Raw genomic sequence first — 23618 nt, forward strand, 5'->3', positions numbered from 1 at the left:
CGAGCCCACTTTGCCGAAGCGTCGGGCGGGCGGCACCGGTCCGCGACAAGCATGCAATGGAAAGCAAGCGCCCGGACCGGCGCAAGGTTAACGGAACCCTCACAGGCCAGTTCCCCAACCATCGCAAGATGGTTCGGGAGGTGCTTAGGCAAAGCGGATCAAACCCGCCCGTCACGCCATCGAGACAGGCGCACATGGCGGGCGGGGTCAGGGCTGCCTAACCCACCCAGGGTGCGGATATTACATTTTTGAAGGATTGGTGCGCGACGCAGTCCAGTGCGAACCGGTCTCATCCCTGATTTCCCTGTTTTGCAGGGAATCTACAGGGAAAACGGAAATTTCCGCCCTACCTGAGACGTCGCGATTGCTTGCAAACCCGCAGATTTCCGCGGTTCCTGAGCCAAATTCCCTGCGCGCAAAGCAGGGAAAATAATTAGCCGGAACAGGGAAGCAAATTTCCCGGATCAGTGAATGCTTGTGATGGAAACAGGGACCAGGTGCGGCTCCCCGATGCCGCCCGAGCGATCGCGTCGCTAGACCGCTTCGCCGATCTCGGCGTGCAGCAGGATCATTGCCCAACCGTCCGTCTGCGCGAGAACTTGCTCGCTCAGTATCTCGACCTTGCGGGCTGCGCTGGATCCGAGCCAGACCTCAGGATCGCACTCCTCCATTGCGGTTGTCTGGCCCGGCAGTAGCCGGTGGCCATCAGCAATCGAGTTGTCCGGGACTGGCCCACCGATCCGCGGGTCGATCCAGGGAAAATCGTCCGGTCGATAGGCCTGTTCGATCCGGCCATTGCGAGCAACGATGAGTGCGAGTGTCTCCCGATGTGCGTCAATGTAACTCCGCGCCATCGCAGCCTTGCTTACGCCGAACTCATTGGCGAGACGGGCCACCTCGGAAAGGTCGGGCTGTCGGCTCGACAGATTGGCGCGGATGCGCGTGGGTGGCATCAGCAGTCGAGCGGCGAACCGGTTGGCCTCTGCCTCCATTTTTCTTGCCCGATTTGCTTCGCGGGTATTCTCGGCGCGCAAGTTGGCGTGCGAGCAAGCGAACTGCAAGCCCTCGTGCGGCCGGTGGGTACTCATGAGGAAGTGGCCCAGTTCGTGCCCGATCGAGAAGCGGCGACGCCGCGGAGATGTGCCCTCGGCCACGACAATCGAGCCCCATGCCCTGTCCTGGTGCATGAGCAGCATCGCCGCGAACGAGGTAACCGGCTTGTCTTCGATGTCTTCGATATCGAGCCGGCGGCAAAGATCCTCGATCGAGAAGTCGAGCGGCAGGTGGGGATCAAGTTCGTGAATGCGCGCCGCAAGCGCCGAGGGTGAACCGACCCCGTCGAGTTCAATCCGGCTGAGCGTCAATCGTCCTGTTCCCGCCGCTTCTTCAGGGTTTCCATCATCAGCTTGATGGTCTCGCGATCGCCGGGCGCGAGATTCTTCAGGTCGCGGAACATGGCCACCACCTCTGCCGGCTGGTCGTCGGCATCGGGATTGTCGCCGACAAGGTCAGCAACGCGCACGCGGAAAAGTTCGGCGAGTTTGATGACCAGTTCCATCGAGGGGTTGGCTGTGATGCCCTTCTCCAGATTGAACACATGAGCCTTCGAAATGCCCACGGCGTTGGCAACATCCTGGAGCGACAGGCGCTGGGCGACGCGCAGGTCATGCAGCTTGCTGGCGAAGCTCATTTATGGGTCCGTTCAATCGAGAATGCCGCCACCATACGCGCCAGATTGACATTTGCAAGTGTTCAGTGTATGCGTACGACTTCGGTCAATAATGATTCGGGGGTCGAGATGGGCACCACGCAGATCATGGACCGGGCGATCACCTCGCTCCGGCCTTACGCACGCAATGCGCGGACACATTCCAAAAAGCAGGTCAGGCAAATCGCGGCCTCGATCGAGCGCTTCGGCTTCACCAATCCGGTGCTCATTTCCGATGATGGCGAAATCGTCGCCGGTCACGGTCGGGTCGAGGCCGCGAAGCTTCTGAAGTGGAAGACTGTCCCGACCATCGCCCTCTCCCACCTCTCCGAGACGGAGCGGCGCGCCTATGTCCTTGCGGACAACAAGCTCGCGCTCAATGCCGGGTGGGACAAGGATATCCTGGCAATCGAACTTCAGGCGCTTGTCGACCTCCAGTTCGATGTCGAGCTTACCGGGTTCAGCCTCGCTGAAGTCGATTTCGTGATCGAGGAAGCGGGCGAAGCCGATCCCGAAGGTCGCGACGCGGCTGACGACGCAGTTGTAGTTTCAGGCGGACCCGCGGTCTCGCGCCGCGGCGACCTCTGGCATCTGGGGAGGCACAGGTTGCTGTGCGGCGACGCCAGGAGCGCGGTGGACTTCGAGGCGCTGATGAGCGGAGAGAAGGCTGACCTCGTTTTCACCGATCCCCCCTACAACGTGAAAATCGACGGCAACGTCTGCGGACTCGGCACCGTCAAGCACCGCGAGTTCGCCTTTGCCTCCGGCGAGATGAGCCGCGCGCAGTTCACAGGGTTTCTCACAGAGACGCTCGGCAACATCGCAAGCGTTATGCGTGACGGCGCCATCGCCTACGTCTGTATGGACTGGCGCCACATGGGCGAGCTGCTGGCTGCGGGTGAAGAGTCCTTCACCGAGTTCAAGAACCTGGTCGTGTGGAACAAGACCAATGGCGGAATGGGCGCATTCTATCGTTCGAAGCATGAGCTGATATTCGTCTTCAAGCAGGGGACAGCGGAACACACCAACAGCTTCGGGCTTGGCCAGACCGGGCGATACCGCACCAACGTGTGGGACTACGCCGGGATCAGCTCGATTGGGGCCAACCGCTCGGACGAACTCGCCATGCACCCGACGGTCAAGCCGGTCGCGCTTATCGCTGACGCCATCCGCGACTGCTCGAAGCGGGGCGAGATCGTTCTCGACGCTTTCGGCGGCTCAGGCAGTACGCTGATTGCGGCGGAGAAGACCGGCCGCTCGGCACGCGTGATCGAGTACGATCCGCTCTATTGCGATACCATCGTCAGGCGTTGGGAGGCCTACACCGGCAAGCATGCAACCCTGACTGTGACCGGGGAAACTTTCGAAGCCATCACAGAGGCCCGCCTCGGGCCCGAACTTGGCAGCGAAGCTGCCTGATGGCGAAGAAGGCGAAGCACGAGGCCGCGGATCACGGGAGCGCTCAGGCGGACGGGTCGGGCGACGTGCCTGCCGTATACGCGGTCGGATACGGCAAGCCCCCGGCCGAGCATCGCTTCGCCAAGGGCCGATCCGGTAATCCCGCCGGCCGTCCGCGCGGGGTCAAGAACAAGGTACCCAAGGGCCAGGGACTCGACTTTGGCACGCAGCCCGCCAACCAGATGTTGCTCGAAGAAGCGTACCGCACAATCACAGTGCGCGAAGGCGACAATATCGTCGAGCTACCCGTCATCAAGGCTGTGTTCCGCTCTTTGGGTGTGTCGGCGATGAAAGGTAACCGGCTCGCCCAGGCGACCATGGCTGAGCTGGTGCGGGGGGTCGAGGAGGAGGATCGGAAGCTCCGTTCAAGCCTGTTCGAGACCGCATGCGAGTACAAGATCGGTTGGCAGCAGGCCTTCGAGCATGCCCGCAAGAACGGGCTGCCCGAACCTGACGTTGTCCCGCACCCCGACGATGTCATCCTCGACATGCGCCGGGCCGAGGTCCGTTACGAAGGGCCGATGACCCACGACGAAAAGAAGAAGTGGGACCGTTTGCTCGAGGTCCGCGATGAGTTGCAGGCCGAAGTGTCGCTATTTGCGGGGGGCTATCATCGAGCGGCCGAGACGAAGAAGCCACCGCTCGAACACATGCGATCGCTGGCGGGTCACTGGAAAGACTACACCGCAATGTACGACCGCATCAACGAACCCCTTCCCGATCGCTACAAGCGGCGGCTTGAGGACCGGTTCTTTCCGGGATTTCTGGAGAAGTTGGACGGACTGGGTTCCGACTGACACCTCGGATGAGGTCTGCGATCTTCTTGCCATGCTGGCTGACGCAAAGCATCTTACACGGCAAGAAGAATTAAAGTTTGGTGACGCCGATTGCCGCGTGCTCTAGCTTGCTGTGCGACGCACTGCTCTCCGCGACCCTGGGGACGGCGCGTCGCCGCGACATCTTCCAACCGGCCGCCCTTTGGGTTCGTGAATGGGAGAGGAAGAGCCGGTCGGCCCTGTCGGCGCAGAGGCAGGGCCATCACCTCACTCACGGAACGTTGGTCACTGATTAATTCTGATCGATGCCAATCCGGTGCGGCTTTTCATCGCCGCCGCTCACTATGGATCGTCAGACCACGAATTGGTGGTCGATAAGGTCATTTCAATCCTGCTTATGCCGGTACCCGCAGTATAATCTCTGAAATGGCGTCTCAGCGGAATTTCCGGTTTCAGCGCCAAGGGTCATGAAGCTGCCCGTCCGCTTTTGGCCAGCGCCACAAGGTTCGCAAATGTCCGCCGTGAGGGTGGAAGGCTGACGCCATGAATGGGGGCGATTTAGAAGCGCTGAGGGGACGAGGAAACTTATAGCTGATCAGGTTCGGTCAGCCCTTAGTCAGTTTCTCCCAAAGGATCGGCGAGCGGAAAAATGCCCGCTTCGACAAGGATGGCGTCGGTCGCCGCATAGGCATCTTCGAAGCGATTGAAGAAACGTTCTTCCAAATCATTCGCCAAATCGCATGTAGATTGTCCACGTTCGAAAAAATCATCGAGAGCATCGCGAACTTCCTTCGACCGATCCTCTGCCGTCGGTCCAAAGGTCATTATTGCTTCAGTGCTATGCAAAGATATCGGGCCTGTCTCGCCGCAAGGAGCCAACACAGTTTCCATGAGCACTGGCGACATGTAGATCGAAGGTTCTTTGCTGACGTAGATCGCGACGAATACATCATCGACCTGCTTGACCATTGCAACATGATAATCGGGATGCTGCCCAACTTGCCAACGCTCTTCCTGCGCGTAGGCAGGCACAGAGCAAATTATCATGCTGATGAGTGCCAAGGCTGAACGGTACGATTGCATTACCCAAACACCCCCAAGAACTCGGAAAAGAAACGTCTTACAGTTGGTTAGCGAGTTTGCTGCGTGTCCGCAACGGGGTCGTTTGCGGCTGGTCCGCTCTTAGGCTGCGTCAAGACACGCGTGAGCGGCTCAAGATGGGTGGGAAGCGGTCAAAGAGGTTTCTCGTGCGCTTGAGAAAAAAGGAACACTGTTTAGGCGTAGTGGCAGCTTGCTGATGGGAGGCCAAACGTGACGCTGACATCGCATCAACGAACGTTGGTCATTTCCGGCGCAGTCTTGTTCCTGCTTGGGCTATTGCAGGGGGGCATCGTTCAGTGCTTCACCAATCCTCGCATGGCGCTGTCAGCTCACCTTACTGCAGTCCAAAGCGGCATGGCTATGATGATCGTAGGCGCTGTCTGGCAGGCAACGAAGCTCAGCGAATTCACTGCATCAGTAGCTAAGTGGGCAATCGTGATCGGAATGTTCGCGCTGTGGTTCGGGTTAACCGCGTCGGCCGTGACAGGCGCAAGTGACAATTTGTCCATCGCGGGCGCCGGTTATCAATCGGATCAGACTACAGAAGCTCTCGTTTCGATCGCGGTGCTAGGCGGCAGCGCTCTGATGACCATTGGCTGGTCTATTTTTGTAATCGGCCTTGTCCGTAAAAATCCAAGGTAGCGTCCGCTTCAGCTAGTTTCCGCGATCGTGGCGATGTCCGCAGCGGGGTCTTTGCGGCTGGTCCGCTCTTAGGCTGCGTCAAGACACGCGTGAGCGGCTCAAGATGGGTGGAGACCGGCCTGACCACTTTTCAGGCGCTCGGGGCTGATATCCAATACGCGCCGGCAAAGTTATTGCCGACAAAAATGCGTTTTTTGGGACCGCGAACACGGCCGTCTGGCCACACCATTGACCACTCGCGGCCATCTGTATTAATACAGCGATACACTGAGGGTGGAAACATGATTTTACCGTTCGCAGCAGCTCTTCTATCGGTGGCGGCAGCCAGCTCGGGCATGGTCAGCGCCCAGACCTATCAGCCATCATTTCGGCCCGATGAGCTGGAGGACCGCCCCGCCGGTCGCCCCAATGAAGTGCTCGTTGTCGGTTCCCCCCACCTCTCGAACTTGCCGAACAGCTTTACGCCGGAAATGGTTGAGCCAATCCTCCAGCGACTTGTGAAATGGAGGCCAACTGCGGTTGTAAGCGAGAACATATCCGGCCTCCATTGCGACGCCATGCGTCGTCAAGGCGAACGGCACGCTGAGGCGGTCGAAGCCTACTGTTATGACCCTGCCGCTGCCGGCCGTGCTATCGGGCTCGACGTAACAGCCGCCAATGCGGAGGCTGAGCGAATGCTGGCAAATTGGCCTACAATGCCGTCGGCAGCGCAGCGACGCCGTCTCGCGCTGGTCTTCCTAGCCGCCGGAGAACCGGCCTCGGCAACGGTGCAATGGTTCCGCCTGCCCGCTGCCGAACGCCGGGCCGATCAGGGCCTGACGGACGAACTTGGGGCCTTTTTGCAAGCGCAACTGACGAGGAAAAGCGAGACCGAATTGATCGCAGCGCAGCTTGCCGCACGCTCCGGGCTGGAGCGGGTCTGGAGCGTCGATGATCAGTCCTTTGTTGGCGCACCTGTCGATGAAAAGGCCTATGGTGAGGCCATAGAGAGCGCGTGGGACAATCCGGCGACCAAGGCCCGAATTGCTGCGGATCAGGCACTGCACGCCAAGATCGGACAACCAAATGGTCTGCTCCACATCTATCGAGCGCTCAACGCCCCATCATTAGCTGCTCTGGCTTATGAGTCTGATTGGGGTGCGGCTTTGACGGAACCATCTGAACAGGCCTACGGGCGCCGCTACGTTGCATATTGGGAAACGCGCAATCTCCGAATGGTGGCCAATATCCGCGAAGTTCTTGGCCGCGATCCGGGGACAAGATTGGTCGCAATCGTCGGAGCGTCGCACAAAGCCTATTACGAGGCATATCTGAACCAGATGCGCGACGTTACATTGGTCGACGTATCGCCTGTGCTGCAGTAGCGTCAGTCGGTTTTGAACATTCTCGATTGGTGAGCAGGGCGAAGATGCCGCCCTGCCAACTGGTGCGGCCCGAAACTGTTGGCCTGGCTTTCGAGCACCAGGGAGGAGGCCACCCACGGCAGCCATGGGGTCGCTCTCGGTCAGTCTGCTTTTGGTACGAACCAGACTCGCCATGAGAGGCAAGAAGGGGGTGGAAAACGGACATTAAGCCCAAAATTGCCCGGCTCAAACGAAGCTTGAAATGGCAACTACCATGGCGAGCGGGAATAAAATAGCCGAAGCTGTGGCCATGTAGTTTGTGACATACCTACCCACGGAATGAGCGGCAAAGCGCTTCCTCACAACGACGAACAGAACAAAGAACGTAGCCGCAAGATACGAGGCCCAGAACAATCTTGGCCACGGCTGCGTCACGTCCGAGAAGAATGCTGGCAGAAACAGTAATCCCGAAAGCGGCTGACCAAGGATCATGGCTTTTGAAAAAGCCAAGCTCTTGCGCCGCTTAATCCGCTCAGATTCAAGCCACTCACTTTGCGTATTCATTGCGGAAGCCTAAGCCGAGGGCGCAATGTCCGCAATGGGGTCGTTAGCGGACGGGCAGCTCTTCGACAGCGAAGCGCGGAAAGCGGACAGTCTGGTTTCAGGCGATGCGCAGCCAGTAGCTAACGTCCGATATTGGGTGGAAAGGCGAATGGCGAGTTTTAGTTCGGCAGCTCTCGCTAGCGGCTTATGATCACATTGCAGCAATGGCGCAATTCTATTCTTCACCTTTATTCCGAATGAAGCGAAGTATGAGGGCAGATCCCAGTATATCAAGAATGAACATTATTGCCGCAATGCTGGAAAGGTTTGCTCTGTCCGCTTCGTTGACGTTCGCCAGCGCGCCATAGAGGTAGATCGCTACAGCTATGACGAACAACGATCCTGAACCGAGCAATATAGCCTTTCTCGTCACTGACATCCTTGAGGCCCTTCCGCGTTTGCCGTTAGCCAATTGGTCAACGCTGCAGGCAACAAAACAATTGTTGTTGCTGGGAAATTTTTCCCTAGGCGGTAGATCCAGTTAATCATTGAGCCACCGCCTGCAGCGGCAGAAGCAGGAGCAACGGCATCGTTCTGAAGTTCGCGCGCTGATTCTTGAATCGCTTTGGAATTGGCGCAAGCGATCTCTGCGTATTCGGGGTCTAACTGCAGCTCGCCATTTTTGTCGCGCCGATAAATGCACTGACCGGTTGAACCCCGATGCGCGCAGTCATCACTTTGCGGCATAAATCTTATCAATCTTGAGGTCTATGGAGAAAGACAACCCCAACGAACATCACCACGACCGCTACAAAGAATCCCAGCGAGAAAATAAGGAATAGAGCCGAATCTCTCCCATAGAATATCGCAGATAAGAAGGCGACCCCGATGAATAGATTGGCAGAAAGTGGGTATACTAGAAAGCGAATACTTTTCGCCCCTCTGATTAGTAATGTCCCTCCAATTGTAACGACGATGCAAACCTCGACAGCTACAAGCAGAGTAGTCCAGTCTTGAAAATATGACTGAATCCCAAAAATTACAGAGGCTATCGCCAAGCAGGTTAGAAGCCGTGAATTTGCGTGGACCATCACCGCCTCGCGCACGGATCGCCAGCTGCAAAGCCGGTCGTCTCGCCAATAGCACTTTCGGAAATGGCATCGGCGAAATCATTCTGCAACTGCTTTGGAACCACTGCTTTGAGAACTTTTCCACCAACGAGGCCCACTGCAAGATCGAAAACCGCAGTGCGATCTCCTGACAAAGCTTTCGCACCTGCACCGATCAGCTGAATCGCACCGCCGGTCCCGTAAACAGCAAGTCCACCAGCACCGCCAACTCCGGTTACGGCACCAATTCCTGAACCAATCAAGCCTGCTGAGCTGACGAACGAGCCGACCTCTTCGGTGCCCTCGCCGAGCCGGTAGAGAGTGCTGTCACAGTACTCCGGGCGCGCGTCGCTTTCCTTATTTTGCAGCGATACGCGAATGGATGGTCTAACTTGGCCTCTGCGCCTTCGAAATAGACGTATGCTCGCGCCTCATCCCAGTCGAGATTGCTGTTCTCGTTGAGTGTCGAAATACGCAGATCGACAGCTTGGTGCGGATAGCGATCCCGATACAGCATTACGCCTCTGACCTCATTGGTTGTGGTCAGGAAGATCGCTCCAGACATTCGCTGAGAGTTGCCTGCGAACCGCACCTCGCCATCGGCATGCCAAAGGTCAGTCCCGGTTTCCTTGTCGGTATATCTCCCTGTCATCTCGCCCGAGAACTCAACCTTCTTCACAATCTCCCGCGAGTTGGGGACATTGAGCGGAATCGCGCCATCTTCGGCGTCGAGTATGCAGTTTACGTCGGCGGTCTCACGGCTCGGAACCGGATTAAGGTATTGAAATACAAAGAAGACCGAGGCGCCTACAGCGGCGGCTATGGCGTATCGTGCAATGTTTCTCATCACCATCCTGTCGGAAATCGGCGCGGCTTGGAAGCGTGCCATACCTAAAAATTCATGTGACACCGAATGACCGTAATGGGGTCGCTCTCGGTCAGTCTGCTTTTGGTACGAATCACACTCGCCATGAGAGGCAAGAAGTGGGTGGGAAGCTGACATTTGCACTTCGGTGCCTCTCGCCTATTCTCGGTCGCAATCTGATGGAGAGTACGGAGTGACAACGGAACAAGCGATTGAGCGCAAGAGGCCCGCTCGCCAGCGTGCTGATCAACTCAGGGACTTCCGCTGCAAGAACTTGATCGTGGTGATCGAGGAACCGGAGAACCCGCGCAACATAGGCACCATCATTCGGAACGTGAACGCCTTAGGGGCCGAGAAGGTCTATGTCGTGGACCCCCGTCACGTTCTATCTGACGACTGGCAGGATCTGCGCAGCGAACCAAAGCTATCAAAGCTCTCTGTGTCGGCCGTGAAGTGGACGTTCGTGAAGAGATTTGACAGCACCGACGAGTGTCTGGCTCACCTTGCCAAAAACCGGTTCATGTCTGTCTCCACCTCTCCTCACGTCAAGGGCAAGACTAACAAGTTCCTCCATGAGGTGGACTTTACGGAGCACGCGAAACTGGCGGTTTGGTTTGGCAACGAAGCGAGGGGGCTGAGCGATCTGGCCGTCGAGCACAGCCAAATGTGCATCAGCATCCCGATGTTCGGAATGATCGAGAGCCTCAATCTGGCGACCAGCTCGGGCATCGTTTTGTATGAAGCGACCAAGCAGAGACGCGAATATGCGAGCAAGTATCGCTTACGCGATCATCGAGGCGAGCGTGCAACCCCGCTGCCTACGGTGATGGCGCGTGATGAGTAGTCCGAGCGAACGTCCGCAATGTCGTCGAAAGCTGCTGGACCGGGGTTGGTCATTATCGCGACATGCAGCCGGTCAGCTAGTGGAAAAGCGGACAGTCGCGGCATCAGCTTTGGGCTGCAAGACATTCGCGTACACGCGCGAGCGCACTTCCTACGGGATCAGGCTCTTCCAGCAGCGCGAAGGTCCCGGTTACGACATAGCTACAATGGCCATGAACGGTGGCGATCAATGAGCGGGCAAAGCGTGCCGCCTCCGGCATATCGGGATTGGGCAGAGCGGCGCGTAACTCTTTCTCAACGATCGCGGTGAGTGCGGCGCGCTGGTCATAATCTGCTTCGTCCAGCTGCTCACCTTCGGCCAAGCGGTGATCGTAGATCGCCGACCAAAGGTTCGGGTGAGCCAGCGCGAAGTCGAAGTATCCTTCGACCAGGCTCCTGATCCGGTCCTCTCCACCTTCGTTCAGTCTCTGGCGCAGGAAATCGGCCCATAGTGAGAAGGTATGCGAGTTGATCGCTCCGATCAGGCGGTCGAGCGAGCCGAACACATTGTAGATCGTTCCGACGCTATAGCCCGCCCGCTTGGCCACTTCGCGGCCAGAGAACTTTGCCAGGCCCTGCTCGGCGAGCAGCTTGTGCCCTTCCGCAATCAGCAGGGCGCGCAGTTCCTCGCGCGTGTGGTCTGATCGTCGTCCCATGCAGGAGCGAATAGCACAAAATTACACACTGTCTAATTTCTTAATTGAACGCTGCTCATTTTTGCGGTAGGCCCTGCTAGGACTGAGGTTGGAGGAGGGGGTTTAGCGATGGAAATCCTGCTGCTTTTCGCGCTTGCTGGGGGGCTTGCGTGGATATGGAATCGGATGGAGTCGCTCGAGCGACGAGTGGTCGAGCTGGAGGGTGCTGCAAGCCTCACTGGATATACTCAGCCAGATCGTTACGAGGAACTGCTGCCCCTGCGGGACTTCACGCCATCGCCGCGCGAACTCGAAACGGAACCTGCAGAGCAAGAGGTGACGGCCCCGCCGCCAGCTTCCACTGCAGAGTATGCCATTCCCGAAGTCGCTGAAGAGATGGCTGAAGCAGAGCAATCTTTCGCGACCCAAGGTTATCGATTCCGCCCCGGCTTCGATTTCGAAGAAATCTTCGGTCGCCTGCTCCCGATCTGGGGTGGGGGGATCGCACTCGCCATTGCCGGCTTCTTCCTTGTGCGCTGGTCGATCGACCAAGGTATGCTTACCCAATCGGTTCGGGTGGCGATGGGCTTTGGCTTCGGAACGGCGCTGCTGGGAGCAGCCGAGCTCGCCTTCCGCTTCGAGCATCGCGTCAGCGACGCGCGCGTTCGCCAGGCTCTCGCCGGCGCCGGTCTCGCAACACTGTACGCGAGCTTCTATCTTGCGGGCACATATTATGGCCTAATCGGCCCGACGCTCTCCTTTGCAGGCCTGGCCGGGGTGACCGCTCTGGCCATCGGTCTTTCCTTCCGCTTCGGCTTGCCGAGCGCCGTTCTTGGTCTGGTTGGCGGGTTCGCCGCGCCTGCGCTCGCCGGCAGCACCGATCCCAACCTGCCGTTGCTCGCAACCTATCTGGCACTGGTGACCGGCGGCCTGACCGTGACCGGTCATCGGCAGCGGTATCCCTGGCTTGGCGTTGCCGCACTCGCTGGAGCGCTCGGCTGGGGCGCACTGATGCTGATGCCTGGGCCGCTGGACAATGGCGCCATTCTTGCGATCGGCGGCTACGTCGTGCTCGTCGGCACCCTGCTGCCCGCCATGCTCGGGACTGGCCCCCTCGGCACAATAGGGCGCATTGTAGCGGCCGGCCTCGCGGTACTGCAGATCGCGGCGCTGGTCGACCAGTCAGGCTACAGCCTGCTCGCGTGGGGTTGCTACTTGCTGCTCGGCGCGGCGATCTCGGTCCTGGGCATCACGTTCACTCGCCTCCGGGATGCGCGAGCCGTAGCGGCTGCGCTGTCTGTCTGCCTCCTTGCCGCTTGGCCCGAGGCGCCCAGCGCATGGCTTGCCGCGATTGCCTTCGCCAACGCGCTGCTCTTTGCCGCCGTGCCGCTGCTCCACGCCTGGCGCGAGGACGCGGGCGACGTCGACTGGGCCCAGCTCGCTCTCTATCCCATCGCTCTGATCGCAGCTACCTGCATCCAGCTGAACCTTGCGCTCGTCGGCGGCCAAGTCCTGACAGTTGCCCTCGCCGCACTCGGATTGGCAGTGCTGCCGGCCGTCGGTGCGTGGATCACGCGCCCCTCGGGTGACGGCGACCTCATTCCCGGGCCTTTCGCGGCCTTTGCTTCGGCGATCGTCATGACGATGCTCGGCGGCCTGCTCGCTGTTCCTGCGTGGAGCGCGCCGCTCGTCGTCGCCGTACTCGCCGTGCCGGTTTCCCTCCTGCTGCGCGGGCGCTCCGGCGCCATGCCCGAGGCCCTCCGATGGGGTCTGGGCCTTGCCGGTCTCGGCCTTCTGCTCGCCACCAGCCATTGGCAGGAGACAGACCTGCTGTTCGGAGGCGATGGCGCTGTACCCGAATGGCTCTACGCCTTGCGCTGGCTCGCCGCCGGGTTGCCGTTCGCTTTTTTGCTCGCCGACAACCCCAGCGTGCGTGCTCGCCGACTGGCCGAGTTCCTCGCTGCCATGCTCGGCTATGGGGCTGCCGCGATGCTGCTCCCCGGACCTTGGCTGCCGATCGTCGTGACCGTAGCGGTTCTCGGCCTCGCCTGGCGTCTCCCGAACTTCACTACGGCGCTTGCGACTTTGCTGGTGCTCGGCACTTTGTGGGCCGCCGAGCCGCTGGCGGAGTGGTCGATCGCCGGTCTTGAAGCGTTATCGGGCGAGCCGTTCCTGCTCGGCGACCTGCCTTCGCTGCCTGAGGCCCTTCGCTATATCGCGCCGCTCGCGGTGGGGCTTGGCGCCGCCATGCTACTCGGCGGTGGGGTCTTCGCACGCCATCGCCGCTCGGGCTTGGCGGTGACTGTCTCGCTGGCGCTGGTCGTGCTCCACGTCTGCTACAAGCAGCTCTTCGAGATCGCCGATCTGGCGCGCTTCACCGAAATGGGCCTCGCCGAGCGGACGGTTTGGCAAGCGTTGCTGACGCTTGCGGCACTGGGACTAGCGAAGCTGGCGTCGAGGCGCTTTGCGCCGGCGTGGACTGGAACGGCGGTGGCGCTCGTCGCGCTGGTCCACTTCACGGTGTTCAGCCTTCTCCTGCACAACCCGCTCTGGGCCGAGCAGTCGGTCGGAGCCTGGCCGATCGCGAACCTGCTGCTGCCGTCTTACGGCATCGCCATCGCTCTGGTGTTCTGGCTGCGCCCGCATCTTGCAGCCGCAGATCGGCGGCTGGGCGTCACATGCGACGCGGCCACAATGGTCCTCATCGCGCTATTCTCCCTGTCGGAGCTGCGGCAGCTCTTCGCCGGAAACATCCTTCTCGGCCCCCTCAGTCAGCAGGAAGACCTGCTGCGCTCTATTCTCGCCATCGCGGTGGCGCTCGGGTTCCTCGGTTGGGGGACAAGGACCGGGCAGCGCAGCTGGCGCATCGGCTCGCTTGCCCTGATGTTGCTCGCGGTGTTCAAGGTCTTCATCTTTGATGCGGCGGGCCTCGAGGGACTGGCGCGGATAGCCTCATTCTTCGCGCTCGGTGTATGTCTCATCGGCATCGGCTGGTTCTATTCCCGGCAGCTCGTTGGCAGACGAGCCAACGAACCGGACGCAGACATCGAGTGATGAGCTAGCTGTACAGACCGGCTCCGACGAATGATTGGTCTGAACTTGGGAGGTGAGGGGGCTGGCGGCTTTGAGGAATCAGTATCGTGCTGGCCGCGTCAGAGAACGGGTGATGAGGCAACAGGCGCTTCTGGGGTACTGAGCGGTGGAATCTGATCGTTTGTCGGCGTAGCTAAACTGATGAAACACACGGGCCAAACAGCCTCGCTGAACTTCAAGGATCATGGCGCCCAACGTTACCAGGGCGCTGTGGCCCGACACCTCGATGATTTGCGGGCAGCCCTAAGTTGCTTGCCGGAGAACCACGCGGGGATCCGCATCAACGGAATCCAAAGGCTATTCCCCTTCCTCACGCGGCAAGGCCCGATCGGCTCCATCGCGGCCAGCGTGCTCGGACCTTCAACTCGGGTGGTGCGAGCAATTCTGTTCGACAAAACTGCCCAGACAAACTGGTCGTTGGCCTGGCATCAAGACCGCACGATTTGCGTTCGGCAGAGGGTCGATGTGGACGGATACGGCCCGTGGACCATTAAGGCCGGCATGCAGCACGTTGCTCCGCCTTTCGATCTCTTGACGCGCATGGTCACCCTGCGAGTTCATTTGGACGACGTTCCTGCCACCAACGCCCCGCTCCTGATCGCACCGGGCTCGCACAGGCGCGGACGTATCTCCGTTGATGCAATCGAGGAGGTTGTTCGGCGCTGCGGCACTCGGATCTGTACCGCTAACGCGGGCGACGTGTGGCTCTATTCCACTCCGATCCTGCATGCCTCCGAAGCCGCCACCGACCCGATGCATCGACGTGTGCTTCAACTTGATTTCGCTGCCGAAGAACTGCCCGGGGGACTGGAGTGGCTCGGGGTGTGACGGCTGCCTTTAAGCGTCGCCTCACTCGCCGGAGTGACAAGAACTGGGTGGATTCTTGCCATTGCTCCTCGATCGAAGGTGCCTAAGATACCGAGATGCAAACGATCAACTTGAGCGGGAAGAACTGGCGCACGAAGCAAGACTTCTACGACGCTCTTGCTGATGCCTTGGGTAGCGTTGAATGGCACGGGCGAAATGCTGATGCTTTTCTGGAAACCATGATTTATCACACTGAGCTCAACCGCATGCAGCCCCCTTATCGGGTGGTCATCAGCGACCCTTCAGAAGACATTCGCGACTTTCTCAGTGACTTCGCATCGTGGGTTGAAGAGGCCCGCAATGAACGAAAAACCGATCCCGACTGGGCAGGCGATGTCGATGTTGCCGTGCTGGTCATCTGAAGCCTTTTGGCCGCTTTTGGGTCGTTTGCTGAAAGTCCGCTTTGGGTGTTTGGACAGTGCGGAACTGCCTGTCAGCAAACGACCCCATTGCGGACTTTAGGGGCAGTCGCGCACGGCTCGGGGCCGTGCGGACATCAACTGGGCTGTTGCGATCTCGAAGCCCTGATCGACAGGGGTCAAAACGAACATGAAGTCGCGGTCATCCCGCATGTAGGTGTGCGCGAAATACCTTACCGGTAAGTTGGTTGGCACGGTTCCTCCGCTGACCACCCTTCGCACATGAAGCGTCGCGTTGATCCAACCATGTCCGATCAGGTCATCGGCAGAGTCGGACGCTTCGTAAGCCCCGTTTTCAAGCCTTCCGATAGCCACGATGTCGCTGCACCCGTAAGACAAGGTTCTATCTTCAAGGGTCTCAGAAGACACCGTGGCGCAGGCGGAAGTCATGGCAATGGTGGCCAATGCAATGATCGTGCGGCGCATCGCGAGACCGTAACGAACGAAACGTCAGCTTTCCACCCAATTGCGGACATTGCGTTTACACCGGGGATTAGTGCAGTATGCCTGCCGTGTTCAAAGCATTGGCCCTCCTGCTGGGCGCTGGGACGATTGCCGCGATCGCTGCTAGCAGTGGCGACAGATTCGCTCATCGCGAAGTCGCTGGAAATCGATTTGAGGTTCCAGCGGACCACCTGTTCGACGCAACAATTTCGTGGCTACCCGCCCCTGGGCAAGATTCCTTCGTTTTCTTATTCCAGCCCAATCCAAAACCCGACCAAATTCCGAAGCATCGAGTGCTTGTTCAGCGGCTCAGTCGCTTTTGTCCGGGCGATGCTTCTCAGATGCTGCGGATTGCCTGTGGTCAAGAACAGACGAGTGTCAGTGACGGACCACCGTATGAGAAGGTGCAAAACGAACTCGGCTCATGGTCTTCCGACATATATTCCGTCGACACTCGGCCAGGCGAAAACGGAGTCAAAGACAAGCGGCAAATCGCTTACTGCCAACTCTTTGAACCAAACCCAGTGAAGCCCGAGCCGTCGAATCTTTGCACCACGTTCTGGGCCTACGACGGCATGATGCTGCAATTCAGCTTTGACGAGACCGAACTTCCGAGAATGAGGACCATGAAGGCTGAGGCTATGGCCCTGCTGGACCGTTGGAGGGTCCGCTAACCACCCCGTTCTTGCCGCTAAGACCATGCGTAGTTTGTGTCAGAAGCGGACCGGCAGAGACCGACGCCTAAGCTGTCATTGGCAGACGTCCAATTTACGGGTTAGATAGCCAAACATGAGAGTTCGCCATAATAAATGAGGATATTCGCACTTCTCGCTGTAATCTCGTTGATTGCTGCCTGCAGCTGGCGAGTGGCCCCGGGAAGAAGTGACGATCCGCGTCTCACAGATTGGTGTCCGACATCGGAGATTTGCATACCTGAAGCCGATATCGAACGATTTTCAATCCCGGCTTATGCCATTCAGCAAAGCACACTACCTACCGAGTTTGCGATGCGCGCAGGAGCAGATTTCGGGGTTCGAGATGACGCAGTCATGATTGCGATATATCCTACTCCCTCGGAAGACATGATTAAATTCGAGGCCATTCCTTCACAAGGTGGCGAAATATACGAACAGGTTCTCTATGACGAGAAGTTCGGCAATCTGATCACTTGGAGGGTAATGGCGAGGAGCCACGGGCGGAGAGGGGGGTACTTCTACAGAGCTGAGAACCTTGTTTACTATTGCAACGAATATGACAGTTGCAACGCTTTAATCCATCGCGGGAATTTCGAGGCATCAATATTCGTGGATCGTGAGAGCTTGAATAAACTACCGGCCCTGCGCGAGTTTTTCTTGTCAATGTTTCAGCGCTGGAACCAGTCGGATTGAGTTGGAGCACGTCAATGCGCAGGACGAAAGTAGCACTCGTGGCGTTGGGTGTAACTTGCCTTTCAATATGGCCAATTCAAGTCGCCGCAGAAAGCATTTGGGCTGTCCAGGAATTGCATGACTACGAACGGGGGCCTGAGCTTATTGAGCAGTTTTTCAATAATGCATGGGAAGGGAATGCACACGCCCGATTTCAAAGCTTCGGCTGTACCTCGGATGATAGTCTTTACGAGCGCGATGGCAGGCGCGATGAAAGACCAGTCGAGGTTGGGCGCATAATGCTTCTTGGCGAACCAAGGGCGCGCTCTCGCCCAACATACCTAGTAGCCGGAAGTCGTTCGGCTTGGTTCGAGAACCATGGGAGCTTTGTTAGGCTTCCGTGTATTTGGCTCATTTCATTCGATGGCAATCAAGTTCGCTCGGTGCGGGAAGCCGGTGAACTTGGCTATCTGCTTCGATCCGGCTCAAAAGACTGACCGAGAGTGCCAATGAAGCCCTTGATCATCGCGCTACTTGCGGGGATTTTGGTCGTCTCGTGTTCCGAAGAAAGATCATCGGATAGTGGCACAGATTCCCGCATTGCGATAGCGCAGTGCTTGAATGAGAAGCTTGCTGGCATAACCTCTGAGCATACTGAACTCCGCTCCGTTTTCCTGCACGAGGGTCGCGTCGTCAGCTACATTTTTCATGTCTTCACCGGCCAATTCTACACGATCGATTCTGGCACATTACTCCCCAAGAAGAATATGGTGATCGCTGCAAAATTCTCTGAAGGATATTTTGACGCCCTCAAGGCCGCCTCGCCGAAGAGGCGGGAGGATTACGAGCCGCTGCGCGAGCGTTTTGGTGAGGCTGATGCCAGGCGTATCTCAGACGTTGTTCGCCATGGTGACCTCTATTTTCTCGGTCCAGAAGTTGCCGCGGTAAGTCGAGACTTAAACAGCATCACGCCGAAGCAGCCATATCTTCTTCGGGATGGCAGGTGGATCTACCAGATGATCAGCGATGGTCCGCCGAATGACATTCTGCGCTCGGAAACCTCAGATGTTCTTCACGGAATTGATCGCTTCAGCTCAAAATGTGAGAAGAGCTGAAAGGACAGTTCGTCGTCAGCTTTCCACCCAATTCCGGCCGCCCGACCGTGCGTGGCAGATAACCTAAAGCGGCCGACCAATACCATTGGCCGACCGCCCGATGGATCAGATTTCCGTGCGCTCTGCCAGGAGGAGAGCGTCTTCGACATCGACACCGAGATAGCGGACCGTGTTCTCGATCTTGGTGTGCCCCAGCAAAATCTGGATCGCCCTGATGTTGCCTGTGGCCCGATAGATCATCGCGGCTTTTGTCCTCCGAAGCGAATGCGTTCCGTATTCAGACTTCCGCAGACCAATCGCAGTCACCCATTCATCAACCAAGCGGGCATACTGGCGCGTGCTCATGTGTCCGGCATGATCAACCCTGCTTGGGAAAAGGTAATCGCCCGTCGAACCGCCCCGTCGTTCCAGCCAGGCTATTAACGTCGCACGCACATCGGCGGTGAGTTCGAACTGCACTGGTCGATTGGTCTTTTGTTGTATGACGATCGCGCGATTGCGGATGTCAGCACCAGCGACCACATCGCCAATCTTGATCTTCACCAGATCGCAGCCGCGCAACTTGCTATCGATGGCGAGATCGAAGAGCGCCCTGTCTCTCAACCGGCCTTCGCGATCGAGGTGAAAGCGGATCGCCCATATCTGTTTTTGCGTTAGCGAGCGCTTGGTTCCGACGTTTTTGCCAGCGTTCCATGCCACGCGTCTCTGCATGGCAGGATCAAATCGTGAGTATCCCATTGTCTTTTCTCCTAGGCCATCATTGGCCAAGGAAAGAGCATCCGAAGAAGGTAAAGATCTGGGCCGTTAGCGGACGGTCGGGTGCGGGCGCCAACATCTCAAACTCGCACGACATGGCGCACAGGAGAGGACTATGGGACCCATACCATAAGGGTCTGGAACCTTGGGTTTATCCAGCCATGGGTGTATCAGCTGGATCACCCACAAGTATCAGCCTTAGCCTCAATGATAGGTCGCTCGATCATACGAACGATGGGTGTCGGATCATGTCGAACAGAGGAGAAAGGCGCTGCTCAATGAGTGATTTCTTCAGCGAGATGTCACCGAGGACCGAGGCATGGACCGTCTCTTCGTCGCGGAGGTTATTCAATGCCTGAACCGCGATGGCTGGCGTGGCGGGAAGATCGGGCGTCAAAGACGTCTGAACAGTACCGAGCGTAGTCTTAGCGGGCAGAGTCTGAAGATACCTGAGCAACCATTCCAGCGCGTCTTCCGGAGCAGAACTGGGCATCGTCACCACCGTGCGTCTGCCCATAAGCAGCCGATGGCCCACACGGGTCAGATCACCCGTGCGGGCGTCCGGATCAACGAACGAGAGCCCCCACTTAATTCGAGCATTTGCGAACGACGCCAGCGGCAAGTTAGTTGGCAGGGTTGCTGGGCCGATTGCCTTCTCATCTTCAAACCGCCAGCCATTTGCCCGCAGTGGCAGAAGCTTCTTCTGCGCATCGCAGGCATCGCGAGCGAGGGTGGCAACGTCCTTTATCAAGATTTGATCGGATGGCATCGGCACATGCAGCTGCCGCAGATCGTCCGGTTGCAAGCGACCTCTGATGGCACTGCGGGCGACGCCGTCGAGGAGGGTTCGCATCTGGGAACTGTTCAGGAAGGCTAGCGCAAACCAAGGATCAAGCTGGACCGAGTTGGCTTCGAGTTGCTTGCGTGGCTTTGTCCTTTGGGCAAGATCTTTCTTGATTGACTTGTTCTCTATGCCCGCAAGGTTCGCCCATGGCATTAGAATAAAAACTGAGTGATTGCACTTGAGGAACTGACCAGAGTCCCATGACCCGTCATCGTACGCGAAGCCACCGAACTCAGCCACCATCAACTTGGGTCTGTCGTATAGCTCCGGGAAAGTGGGTCGGCTGACACCTGACGGGACTCGCGTCGTGGGTCCGTACTCGAGGTATCGAAGTCTTTTAACGCCGAAAGCATCGATGTCCTTGCTTCCGACGAATGGGGCCGTGTGGATAGAACTCTGCTGATCTGAAAGAAGGTCTTCTAGTGTAAACCCACCCTTGTTTACCTTTTCGTCCGCATGCAGAACCATGCCTTTGCTTACGTAGAATAGGTCTTCGAAGGAGATCGACTTGACGGCCCGCTTAATTTGCAGTGATGGGAGCTTAGGCCTGAACACGTTCTGAGCGTACTTAATTTGCGGCAAACTCTGCTTCTTAGCTTTTCCTAGACTGCCCCACTTAGGCGCTTCCACGTGTTCGTAACGCAAGGTCCGCGTTGAGAGAGTTGGGGCGTCTTCGGTTGCGATGAAGATAGTATTTTCGACGGCAGCGTCCTTGAAGAGTTTAAGCGCCGGAAAGAAGTGTACCTCATTTATGGTACGGGTTGCTGAAAGTTGTTTGCGCAGTGCTTCGGCGTAAGGCACCGTCTCAATCGCCCGGCTCGTGATGATAGCAAGTTTACCCGAGCGTTGGCCCTGCCCGCCGGAGCGAAGAAGGGCGCTGCTCGCGGCGACAAACGGAACGAATAGATCCCACTTTAACGTCATTGCCTCGCGAACGGGCGCTAAGGGATGCTCACCCTTGATCCGCTTTCGGTACTGGGTCAGTCCACCGTCACTCTCATCCGCACGCACGTACGGCGGGTTACCGACCACGTAGTCGAACCCTTCTGCCCAGTGCCCCAGACCCGCCTTCAACTGATCCTCCACGGGTAACTCATCCTCTGGGAAGGGCAGGGTTCCAGAGGTGATTGCCAGGGTCTCCGCGTTGAACGAAAGGCTGTCCGTGTTGTAGATATGAAAGCGGTCTATCGTGGCAACTTGAGACGCAGAGAACGCGACGGCAAAAAGGTCTATGACTTGGATTAGCAGGTTAGTTTCAGCAAGCGCACAAGCGAATGGGTTTAGATCAAGACCAAAAATACTCTCGCGGATAGAGTTTAAGACCCCTTGAACCTCCTCTGGAGGAATAGTGTTATGCCCTTGGCCCCTCCAATACTCGACGTGGGCAGCCACTAGGCGATTTGCGGCCTCGACTAGGAATCCGCCTGACCCGCATGACAAGTCTATGATCCGCGTTCCGAGTACGTCCGGCCCCTTATAGCCGATACGGTCTAGCATGAAGGCTGCTACCGGTGGAGGAGTGAAATACATTCCACTCTCATGCTTGTGCTTGGCCTCGACGTACTGGTTGTAGACTGCGCCAATGATGTCCCGATTGATGTTCTTCAGATTGAACTGTGCAAGCATGTGCAGGACGCGAATGACTGCGTTCCGATCCGGCGCATACCAGTCTAGTACCGTTCGCTCTGCGAAGAAATGCGAGTAGATGTGCTGGGCAGATGTATACGCTAGATCTAGCAGAAAGGTAGCACTTCGCCCCATGGCATGCCGGAGGTAGTGCGACTCAACTTCACGGAACCACAGAGAAAGACCGCCATTAGTAAACATTCTATTTACTAAGCCCTTGTCCTCCATGATCCGGACAAGTAGAAGTCTAATAATAACCAGGTAGGCTGTTTGAGCGAGAAACTCTCGTCGAAGCTTCCTTTGATCACTAGACTGAAACACCAGCGACGCCGTTTTATCTTTCCACACTTCGAAATACTGGACTACATCTATGCTGTCCTGATGATCAGACCTAAGTTTTTCTAGGTAACGATGTCGCTTGTCGCTAAGCGCCCGGATCCGACCGAAAAGTTGCTCTACCGGGTCTTTCGCATTTTTGACGCTTACAGCCGCTACAAGCGTCTCGATGCGGCGCCGTACTGGGACTAGCTCGGCAAGAGGCAGCTCGCCCCGGAGTACCTTTCTTATGATCCGGAGGTCGTCATCGCGGGCATCCGGGTGCGCTTTGTTCAGGAGAACCGAAGAGTCTTGGAGGAGCTGTTCTTCTTGAACTTCGAGAGGCACAGACTCGTTTGGAAGCTGCCGCGACGCCGATGAGTATGTTTCGTAGTCGGCCTCGATCGCAGCAAGCTGGGCATCTGCATCGTCCTCGAACTCAGCTATCAGCCCTTTGATCGCATCGGTCAGGAGGTCCGCGTTCGTGTCATCCACCGCTACAATCGGGATGCGGCAGAGTGACGGCGTCCAGGTCTTACCATTGATACGATGAGGCGCTCCGTTCCCCTTCTCCGACTGTAATGTCAGGTCATCTATGAGCACCTGGAGACTGGCAAAGCTTTGACGCCGGAAGCGACGCCAAAGAGCCGCCATGATTGGGTAAAACCCGGTCTCCTCTAGAGCTTTCGTGCCACTAAGCTTATGCGCGCCCAGCAGTTCGCCTCGCCATGCGGCGACTACCTTAGCAAGAGGCACTTCGACCGCGGGTGTGTGCAAGCCGCCTTCGAGATGATCGTACACGAGTATTGCGTCGCCGTTCATCAAAATGCCACGAGGCGCACCCCGTTGAGTCATGTAGCCCTGCAACTGCGGCCGATGCTGGCGAAGGTGGGTTTCAGTAGTGTTCTTGTCCTCAATGATGAAACAAGCGTCGCGAGGATACTCTTCGATCTTCACTGAAAAGTCAGGGCGCATGTGCCCCTTCGCGGCATTATAATCCCACTCCTTTGACGCATAGCCGAGAGAAGCGAGCAGAAGCATCGCTATCTTGGTGTCAACGACGCTAGCCTCGTCACCAGATCGTACGTGCTCGGGCTGGCGGAGATAGGCAGTCAAATCGCCTGCGGTACTGAAATCATCCGACGCGAGAGCGCCTATGAAGGAGCTAAGGAAACGGTCAAGTGAACCGGCACCTGTGGACGGCACCTGTGCCGGTTGAGAAAGTGCCAACGTGGGCTGGTCGGACGAAGTATCGTCGGCGCTCGGCGAAGGGTCGTAATGGTCTGTCACATGGAGATCATGGCCCGCTTCGGTTAAGGTCGTCAATGCAGAGCATGCATGGTAGACTGGGGATGGGTGACTGCTCCAATCAAGGGCCCGAGTGCCTTTGCCATTCGCGCGCCCAGGTGCGAGCGGCCCCACCCATAGATCTCTTCGAACCCGAAACAGGAGTGAACCGCCATCTCTTCGCGTTCCGGAAAACCAACCTTGCCGGTGTTGTGCCATCGGCGCTTCCTGAACGAACGGCTGGTTCGGTCGCCCGCCGCAACAATCCCAACGACTGACATTGGGCGCAAAGCTGACGCTTAGAATGAACTCGACTTCGCCTGAAGAGGAAGCATTGGTGTTCATGTGAATCGCGGTCCCGGAGGACTGCCGCCGCCCTGGCCGACATGATCGGCAGGGCTTCGGGTGGTGAGGCAGCAGTTG

Annotated in this window: 22 protein-coding genes; 11 read left to right on the top strand and 11 right to left on the bottom strand. The window is 57.8% G+C overall.

Annotation, left to right across the window (positions count from 1 at the left end):
- Positions 1-533: 533 nt before the first annotated feature.
- Both ACHFFA_RS07820 and ACHFFA_RS07825 read right to left on the bottom strand, forming a co-directional pair.
- The gene (locus ACHFFA_RS07820; RefSeq protein WP_394270283.1) at positions 534-1364 is read right to left on the bottom strand and encodes an ImmA/IrrE family metallo-endopeptidase; all 831 of its coding nucleotides are present in this window, start codon (positions 1362-1364) and stop codon (positions 534-536) included.
- Positions 1361-1690: a helix-turn-helix domain-containing protein gene (locus ACHFFA_RS07825; protein ID WP_394270284.1), complete on the bottom strand. Its 330-nt coding sequence runs from the start codon at positions 1688-1690 to the stop codon at positions 1361-1363. Before ACHFFA_RS07825 ends, ACHFFA_RS07820 begins: the two co-directional genes overlap by 4 nt.
- 69 nt (positions 1691-1759) lie before the next feature.
- Between ACHFFA_RS07825 and ACHFFA_RS07830 the strand changes: the two genes are divergently transcribed.
- Together ACHFFA_RS07830 and ACHFFA_RS07835 are read left to right on the top strand one after the other, a co-directional pair.
- A complete protein-coding gene (locus ACHFFA_RS07830) occupies positions 1760-3127 on the top strand; it encodes a site-specific DNA-methyltransferase (protein WP_394270285.1) in 1368 nt (455 codons plus the stop codon).
- Positions 3127-3963 carry a DUF5681 domain-containing protein gene (locus ACHFFA_RS07835; RefSeq protein WP_394270286.1) on the top strand — a complete coding sequence of 279 codons (837 nt, stop codon included), beginning with the start codon at positions 3127-3129 and terminating at the stop codon, positions 3961-3963. The genes ACHFFA_RS07830 and ACHFFA_RS07835 overlap by 1 nt, the downstream gene beginning before the upstream one ends.
- Positions 3964-4554: 591 nt before the next feature.
- On the opposite strand, the gene ACHFFA_RS07840 is transcribed toward ACHFFA_RS07835, so the two are convergent.
- Complete coding sequence (locus ACHFFA_RS07840; protein WP_394270287.1) at positions 4555-5004, bottom strand: hypothetical protein; 450 nt, start codon at positions 5002-5004, stop codon at positions 4555-4557.
- 249 nt (positions 5005-5253) lie between these two features.
- Between ACHFFA_RS07840 and ACHFFA_RS07845 the strand changes: the two genes are divergently transcribed.
- The gene (locus ACHFFA_RS07845; protein WP_394270288.1) at positions 5254-5685 is read left to right on the top strand and encodes a hypothetical protein; all 432 of its coding nucleotides are present in this window, start codon (positions 5254-5256) and stop codon (positions 5683-5685) included.
- Between the two features lie 281 nt (positions 5686-5966).
- A complete protein-coding gene (locus tag ACHFFA_RS07850; RefSeq protein WP_394270289.1) occupies positions 5967-7049 on the top strand; it encodes a DUF5694 domain-containing protein in 1083 nt (360 codons plus the stop codon).
- 225 nt (positions 7050-7274) lie between these two features.
- On the opposite strand, the gene ACHFFA_RS07855 is transcribed toward ACHFFA_RS07850, so the two are convergent.
- The 4 genes from ACHFFA_RS07855 to ACHFFA_RS07870 all read right to left on the bottom strand — a co-directional run bounded on the left by ACHFFA_RS07855 (position 7275) and on the right by ACHFFA_RS07870 (position 9569).
- Positions 7275-7592, bottom strand: coding sequence for a hypothetical protein (locus ACHFFA_RS07855; protein WP_394270290.1), 318 nt, complete (start codon positions 7590-7592; stop codon positions 7275-7277).
- A 408-nt stretch (positions 7593-8000) separates the two neighbouring features.
- On the bottom strand, positions 8001-8318 hold the full coding sequence (locus tag ACHFFA_RS07860; protein ID WP_394270291.1) for a hypothetical protein: 318 nt from the start codon (positions 8316-8318) through the stop codon (positions 8001-8003).
- Positions 8319-8661: 343 nt separating this feature from the next.
- A complete protein-coding gene (locus ACHFFA_RS07865) occupies positions 8662-8943 on the bottom strand; it encodes a hypothetical protein (RefSeq protein WP_394270292.1) in 282 nt (93 codons plus the stop codon).
- Positions 8940-9569, bottom strand: a complete 630-nt coding sequence (locus tag ACHFFA_RS07870) for a hypothetical protein (protein ID WP_394270293.1) — start codon at positions 9567-9569, stop codon at positions 8940-8942. The genes ACHFFA_RS07865 and ACHFFA_RS07870 overlap by 4 nt, the downstream gene beginning before the upstream one ends.
- A gap of 169 nt (positions 9570-9738) precedes the next feature.
- Between ACHFFA_RS07870 and ACHFFA_RS07875 the strand changes: the two genes are divergently transcribed.
- A complete protein-coding gene (locus tag ACHFFA_RS07875) occupies positions 9739-10389 on the top strand; it encodes a TrmH family RNA methyltransferase (RefSeq protein WP_394270294.1) in 651 nt (216 codons plus the stop codon).
- Positions 10390-10492: 103 nt separating this feature from the next.
- Here the strand turns inward: ACHFFA_RS07875 and ACHFFA_RS07880 are convergent, their stop codons facing one another.
- Entirely contained in the window at positions 10493-11083 is a 591-nt protein-coding gene (locus ACHFFA_RS07880) for a TetR/AcrR family transcriptional regulator (protein WP_394270295.1), read from the bottom strand.
- A 108-nt stretch (positions 11084-11191) separates the two neighbouring features.
- Between ACHFFA_RS07880 and ACHFFA_RS07885 the strand changes: the two genes are divergently transcribed.
- The 3 genes from ACHFFA_RS07885 (at position 11192) to ACHFFA_RS07895 (ending at position 15384) form a co-directional block, all read left to right on the top strand.
- Positions 11192-14116 (top strand): DUF2339 domain-containing protein, encoded by a 2925-nt coding sequence (locus ACHFFA_RS07885; protein WP_394270296.1) that lies wholly within the window; start codon positions 11192-11194, stop codon positions 14114-14116.
- A 180-nt stretch (positions 14117-14296) separates the two neighbouring features.
- Positions 14297-14983, top strand: a complete 687-nt coding sequence (locus ACHFFA_RS07890; RefSeq protein WP_394270297.1) for a phytanoyl-CoA dioxygenase family protein — start codon at positions 14297-14299, stop codon at positions 14981-14983.
- 95 nt (positions 14984-15078) lie between these two features.
- Entirely contained in the window at positions 15079-15384 is a 306-nt protein-coding gene (locus tag ACHFFA_RS07895; protein ID WP_394270298.1) for a barstar family protein, read from the top strand.
- Between the two features lie 96 nt (positions 15385-15480).
- On the opposite strand, the gene ACHFFA_RS07900 is transcribed toward ACHFFA_RS07895, so the two are convergent.
- The gene (locus ACHFFA_RS07900; protein ID WP_394270299.1) at positions 15481-15867 is read right to left on the bottom strand and encodes a hypothetical protein; all 387 of its coding nucleotides are present in this window, start codon (positions 15865-15867) and stop codon (positions 15481-15483) included.
- A 77-nt stretch (positions 15868-15944) separates the two neighbouring features.
- On the opposite strand from ACHFFA_RS07900, the gene ACHFFA_RS07905 reads away from it, so the two are divergent.
- The 3 genes from ACHFFA_RS07905 to ACHFFA_RS07915 all read left to right on the top strand — a co-directional run bounded on the left by ACHFFA_RS07905 (position 15945) and on the right by ACHFFA_RS07915 (position 18367).
- On the top strand, positions 15945-16559 hold the full coding sequence (locus ACHFFA_RS07905) for a hypothetical protein (protein WP_394270300.1): 615 nt from the start codon (positions 15945-15947) through the stop codon (positions 16557-16559).
- A gap of 135 nt (positions 16560-16694) precedes the next feature.
- Positions 16695-17273: a hypothetical protein gene (locus ACHFFA_RS07910; RefSeq protein WP_394270301.1), complete on the top strand. Its 579-nt coding sequence runs from the start codon at positions 16695-16697 to the stop codon at positions 17271-17273.
- Positions 17274-17869: 596 nt separating this feature from the next.
- A complete protein-coding gene (locus ACHFFA_RS07915; protein ID WP_394270302.1) occupies positions 17870-18367 on the top strand; it encodes a hypothetical protein in 498 nt (165 codons plus the stop codon).
- A 105-nt stretch (positions 18368-18472) separates the two neighbouring features.
- Here ACHFFA_RS07915 and ACHFFA_RS07920 read toward each other — a convergent pair whose 3' ends face one another.
- Complete coding sequence (locus ACHFFA_RS07920; RefSeq protein ID WP_394270303.1) at positions 18473-19105, bottom strand: tyrosine-type recombinase/integrase; 633 nt, start codon at positions 19103-19105, stop codon at positions 18473-18475.
- A 241-nt stretch (positions 19106-19346) separates the two neighbouring features.
- Entirely contained in the window at positions 19347-23198 is a 3852-nt protein-coding gene (locus ACHFFA_RS07925) for an Eco57I restriction-modification methylase domain-containing protein (protein WP_394270304.1), read from the bottom strand.
- Positions 23199-23618 lie beyond the last annotated feature (420 nt).

Origin of the sequence: Qipengyuania sp., assembly GCF_043423005.1 — a bacterium.
Taxonomy (GTDB): Bacteria; Pseudomonadota; Alphaproteobacteria; order Sphingomonadales; family Sphingomonadaceae; genus Qipengyuania.

What these genes read in the sequence shown, in the direction of transcription:
- ACHFFA_RS07825 (WP_394270284.1), bottom strand. Translation starts at nt 1,690, where the DNA reads ATGAGCTTCGCCAGCAAGCTGCATGACCTGCGCGTCGCCCAGCGCCTG.
- ACHFFA_RS07830 (WP_394270285.1), top strand. Translation starts at nt 1,760, where the DNA reads ATGCGTACGACTTCGGTCAATAATGATTCGGGGGTCGAGATGGGCACC.
- ACHFFA_RS07835 (WP_394270286.1), top strand. Translation starts at nt 3,127, where the DNA reads ATGGCGAAGAAGGCGAAGCACGAGGCCGCGGATCACGGGAGCGCTCAG.
- ACHFFA_RS07850 (WP_394270289.1), top strand. Translation starts at nt 5,967, where the DNA reads ATGATTTTACCGTTCGCAGCAGCTCTTCTATCGGTGGCGGCAGCCAGC.
- ACHFFA_RS07855 (WP_394270290.1), bottom strand. Translation starts at nt 7,592, where the DNA reads ATGAATACGCAAAGTGAGTGGCTTGAATCTGAGCGGATTAAGCGGCGC.
- ACHFFA_RS07860 (WP_394270291.1), bottom strand. Translation starts at nt 8,318, where the DNA reads ATGCCGCAAAGTGATGACTGCGCGCATCGGGGTTCAACCGGTCAGTGC.
- ACHFFA_RS07870 (WP_394270293.1), bottom strand. Translation starts at nt 9,569, where the DNA reads ATGGCACGCTTCCAAGCCGCGCCGATTTCCGACAGGATGGTGATGAGA.
- ACHFFA_RS07880 (WP_394270295.1), bottom strand. Translation starts at nt 11,083, where the DNA reads ATGGGACGACGATCAGACCACACGCGCGAGGAACTGCGCGCCCTGCTG.
- ACHFFA_RS07885 (WP_394270296.1), top strand. Translation starts at nt 11,192, where the DNA reads ATGGAAATCCTGCTGCTTTTCGCGCTTGCTGGGGGGCTTGCGTGGATA.
- ACHFFA_RS07890 (WP_394270297.1), top strand. Translation starts at nt 14,297, where the DNA reads ATGAAACACACGGGCCAAACAGCCTCGCTGAACTTCAAGGATCATGGC.
- ACHFFA_RS07895 (WP_394270298.1), top strand. Translation starts at nt 15,079, where the DNA reads ATGCAAACGATCAACTTGAGCGGGAAGAACTGGCGCACGAAGCAAGAC.
- ACHFFA_RS07900 (WP_394270299.1), bottom strand. Translation starts at nt 15,867, where the DNA reads ATGCGCCGCACGATCATTGCATTGGCCACCATTGCCATGACTTCCGCC.
- ACHFFA_RS07905 (WP_394270300.1), top strand. Translation starts at nt 15,945, where the DNA reads ATGCCTGCCGTGTTCAAAGCATTGGCCCTCCTGCTGGGCGCTGGGACG.
- ACHFFA_RS07910 (WP_394270301.1), top strand. Translation starts at nt 16,695, where the DNA reads ATGAGGATATTCGCACTTCTCGCTGTAATCTCGTTGATTGCTGCCTGC.
- ACHFFA_RS07920 (WP_394270303.1), bottom strand. Translation starts at nt 19,105, where the DNA reads ATGGGATACTCACGATTTGATCCTGCCATGCAGAGACGCGTGGCATGG.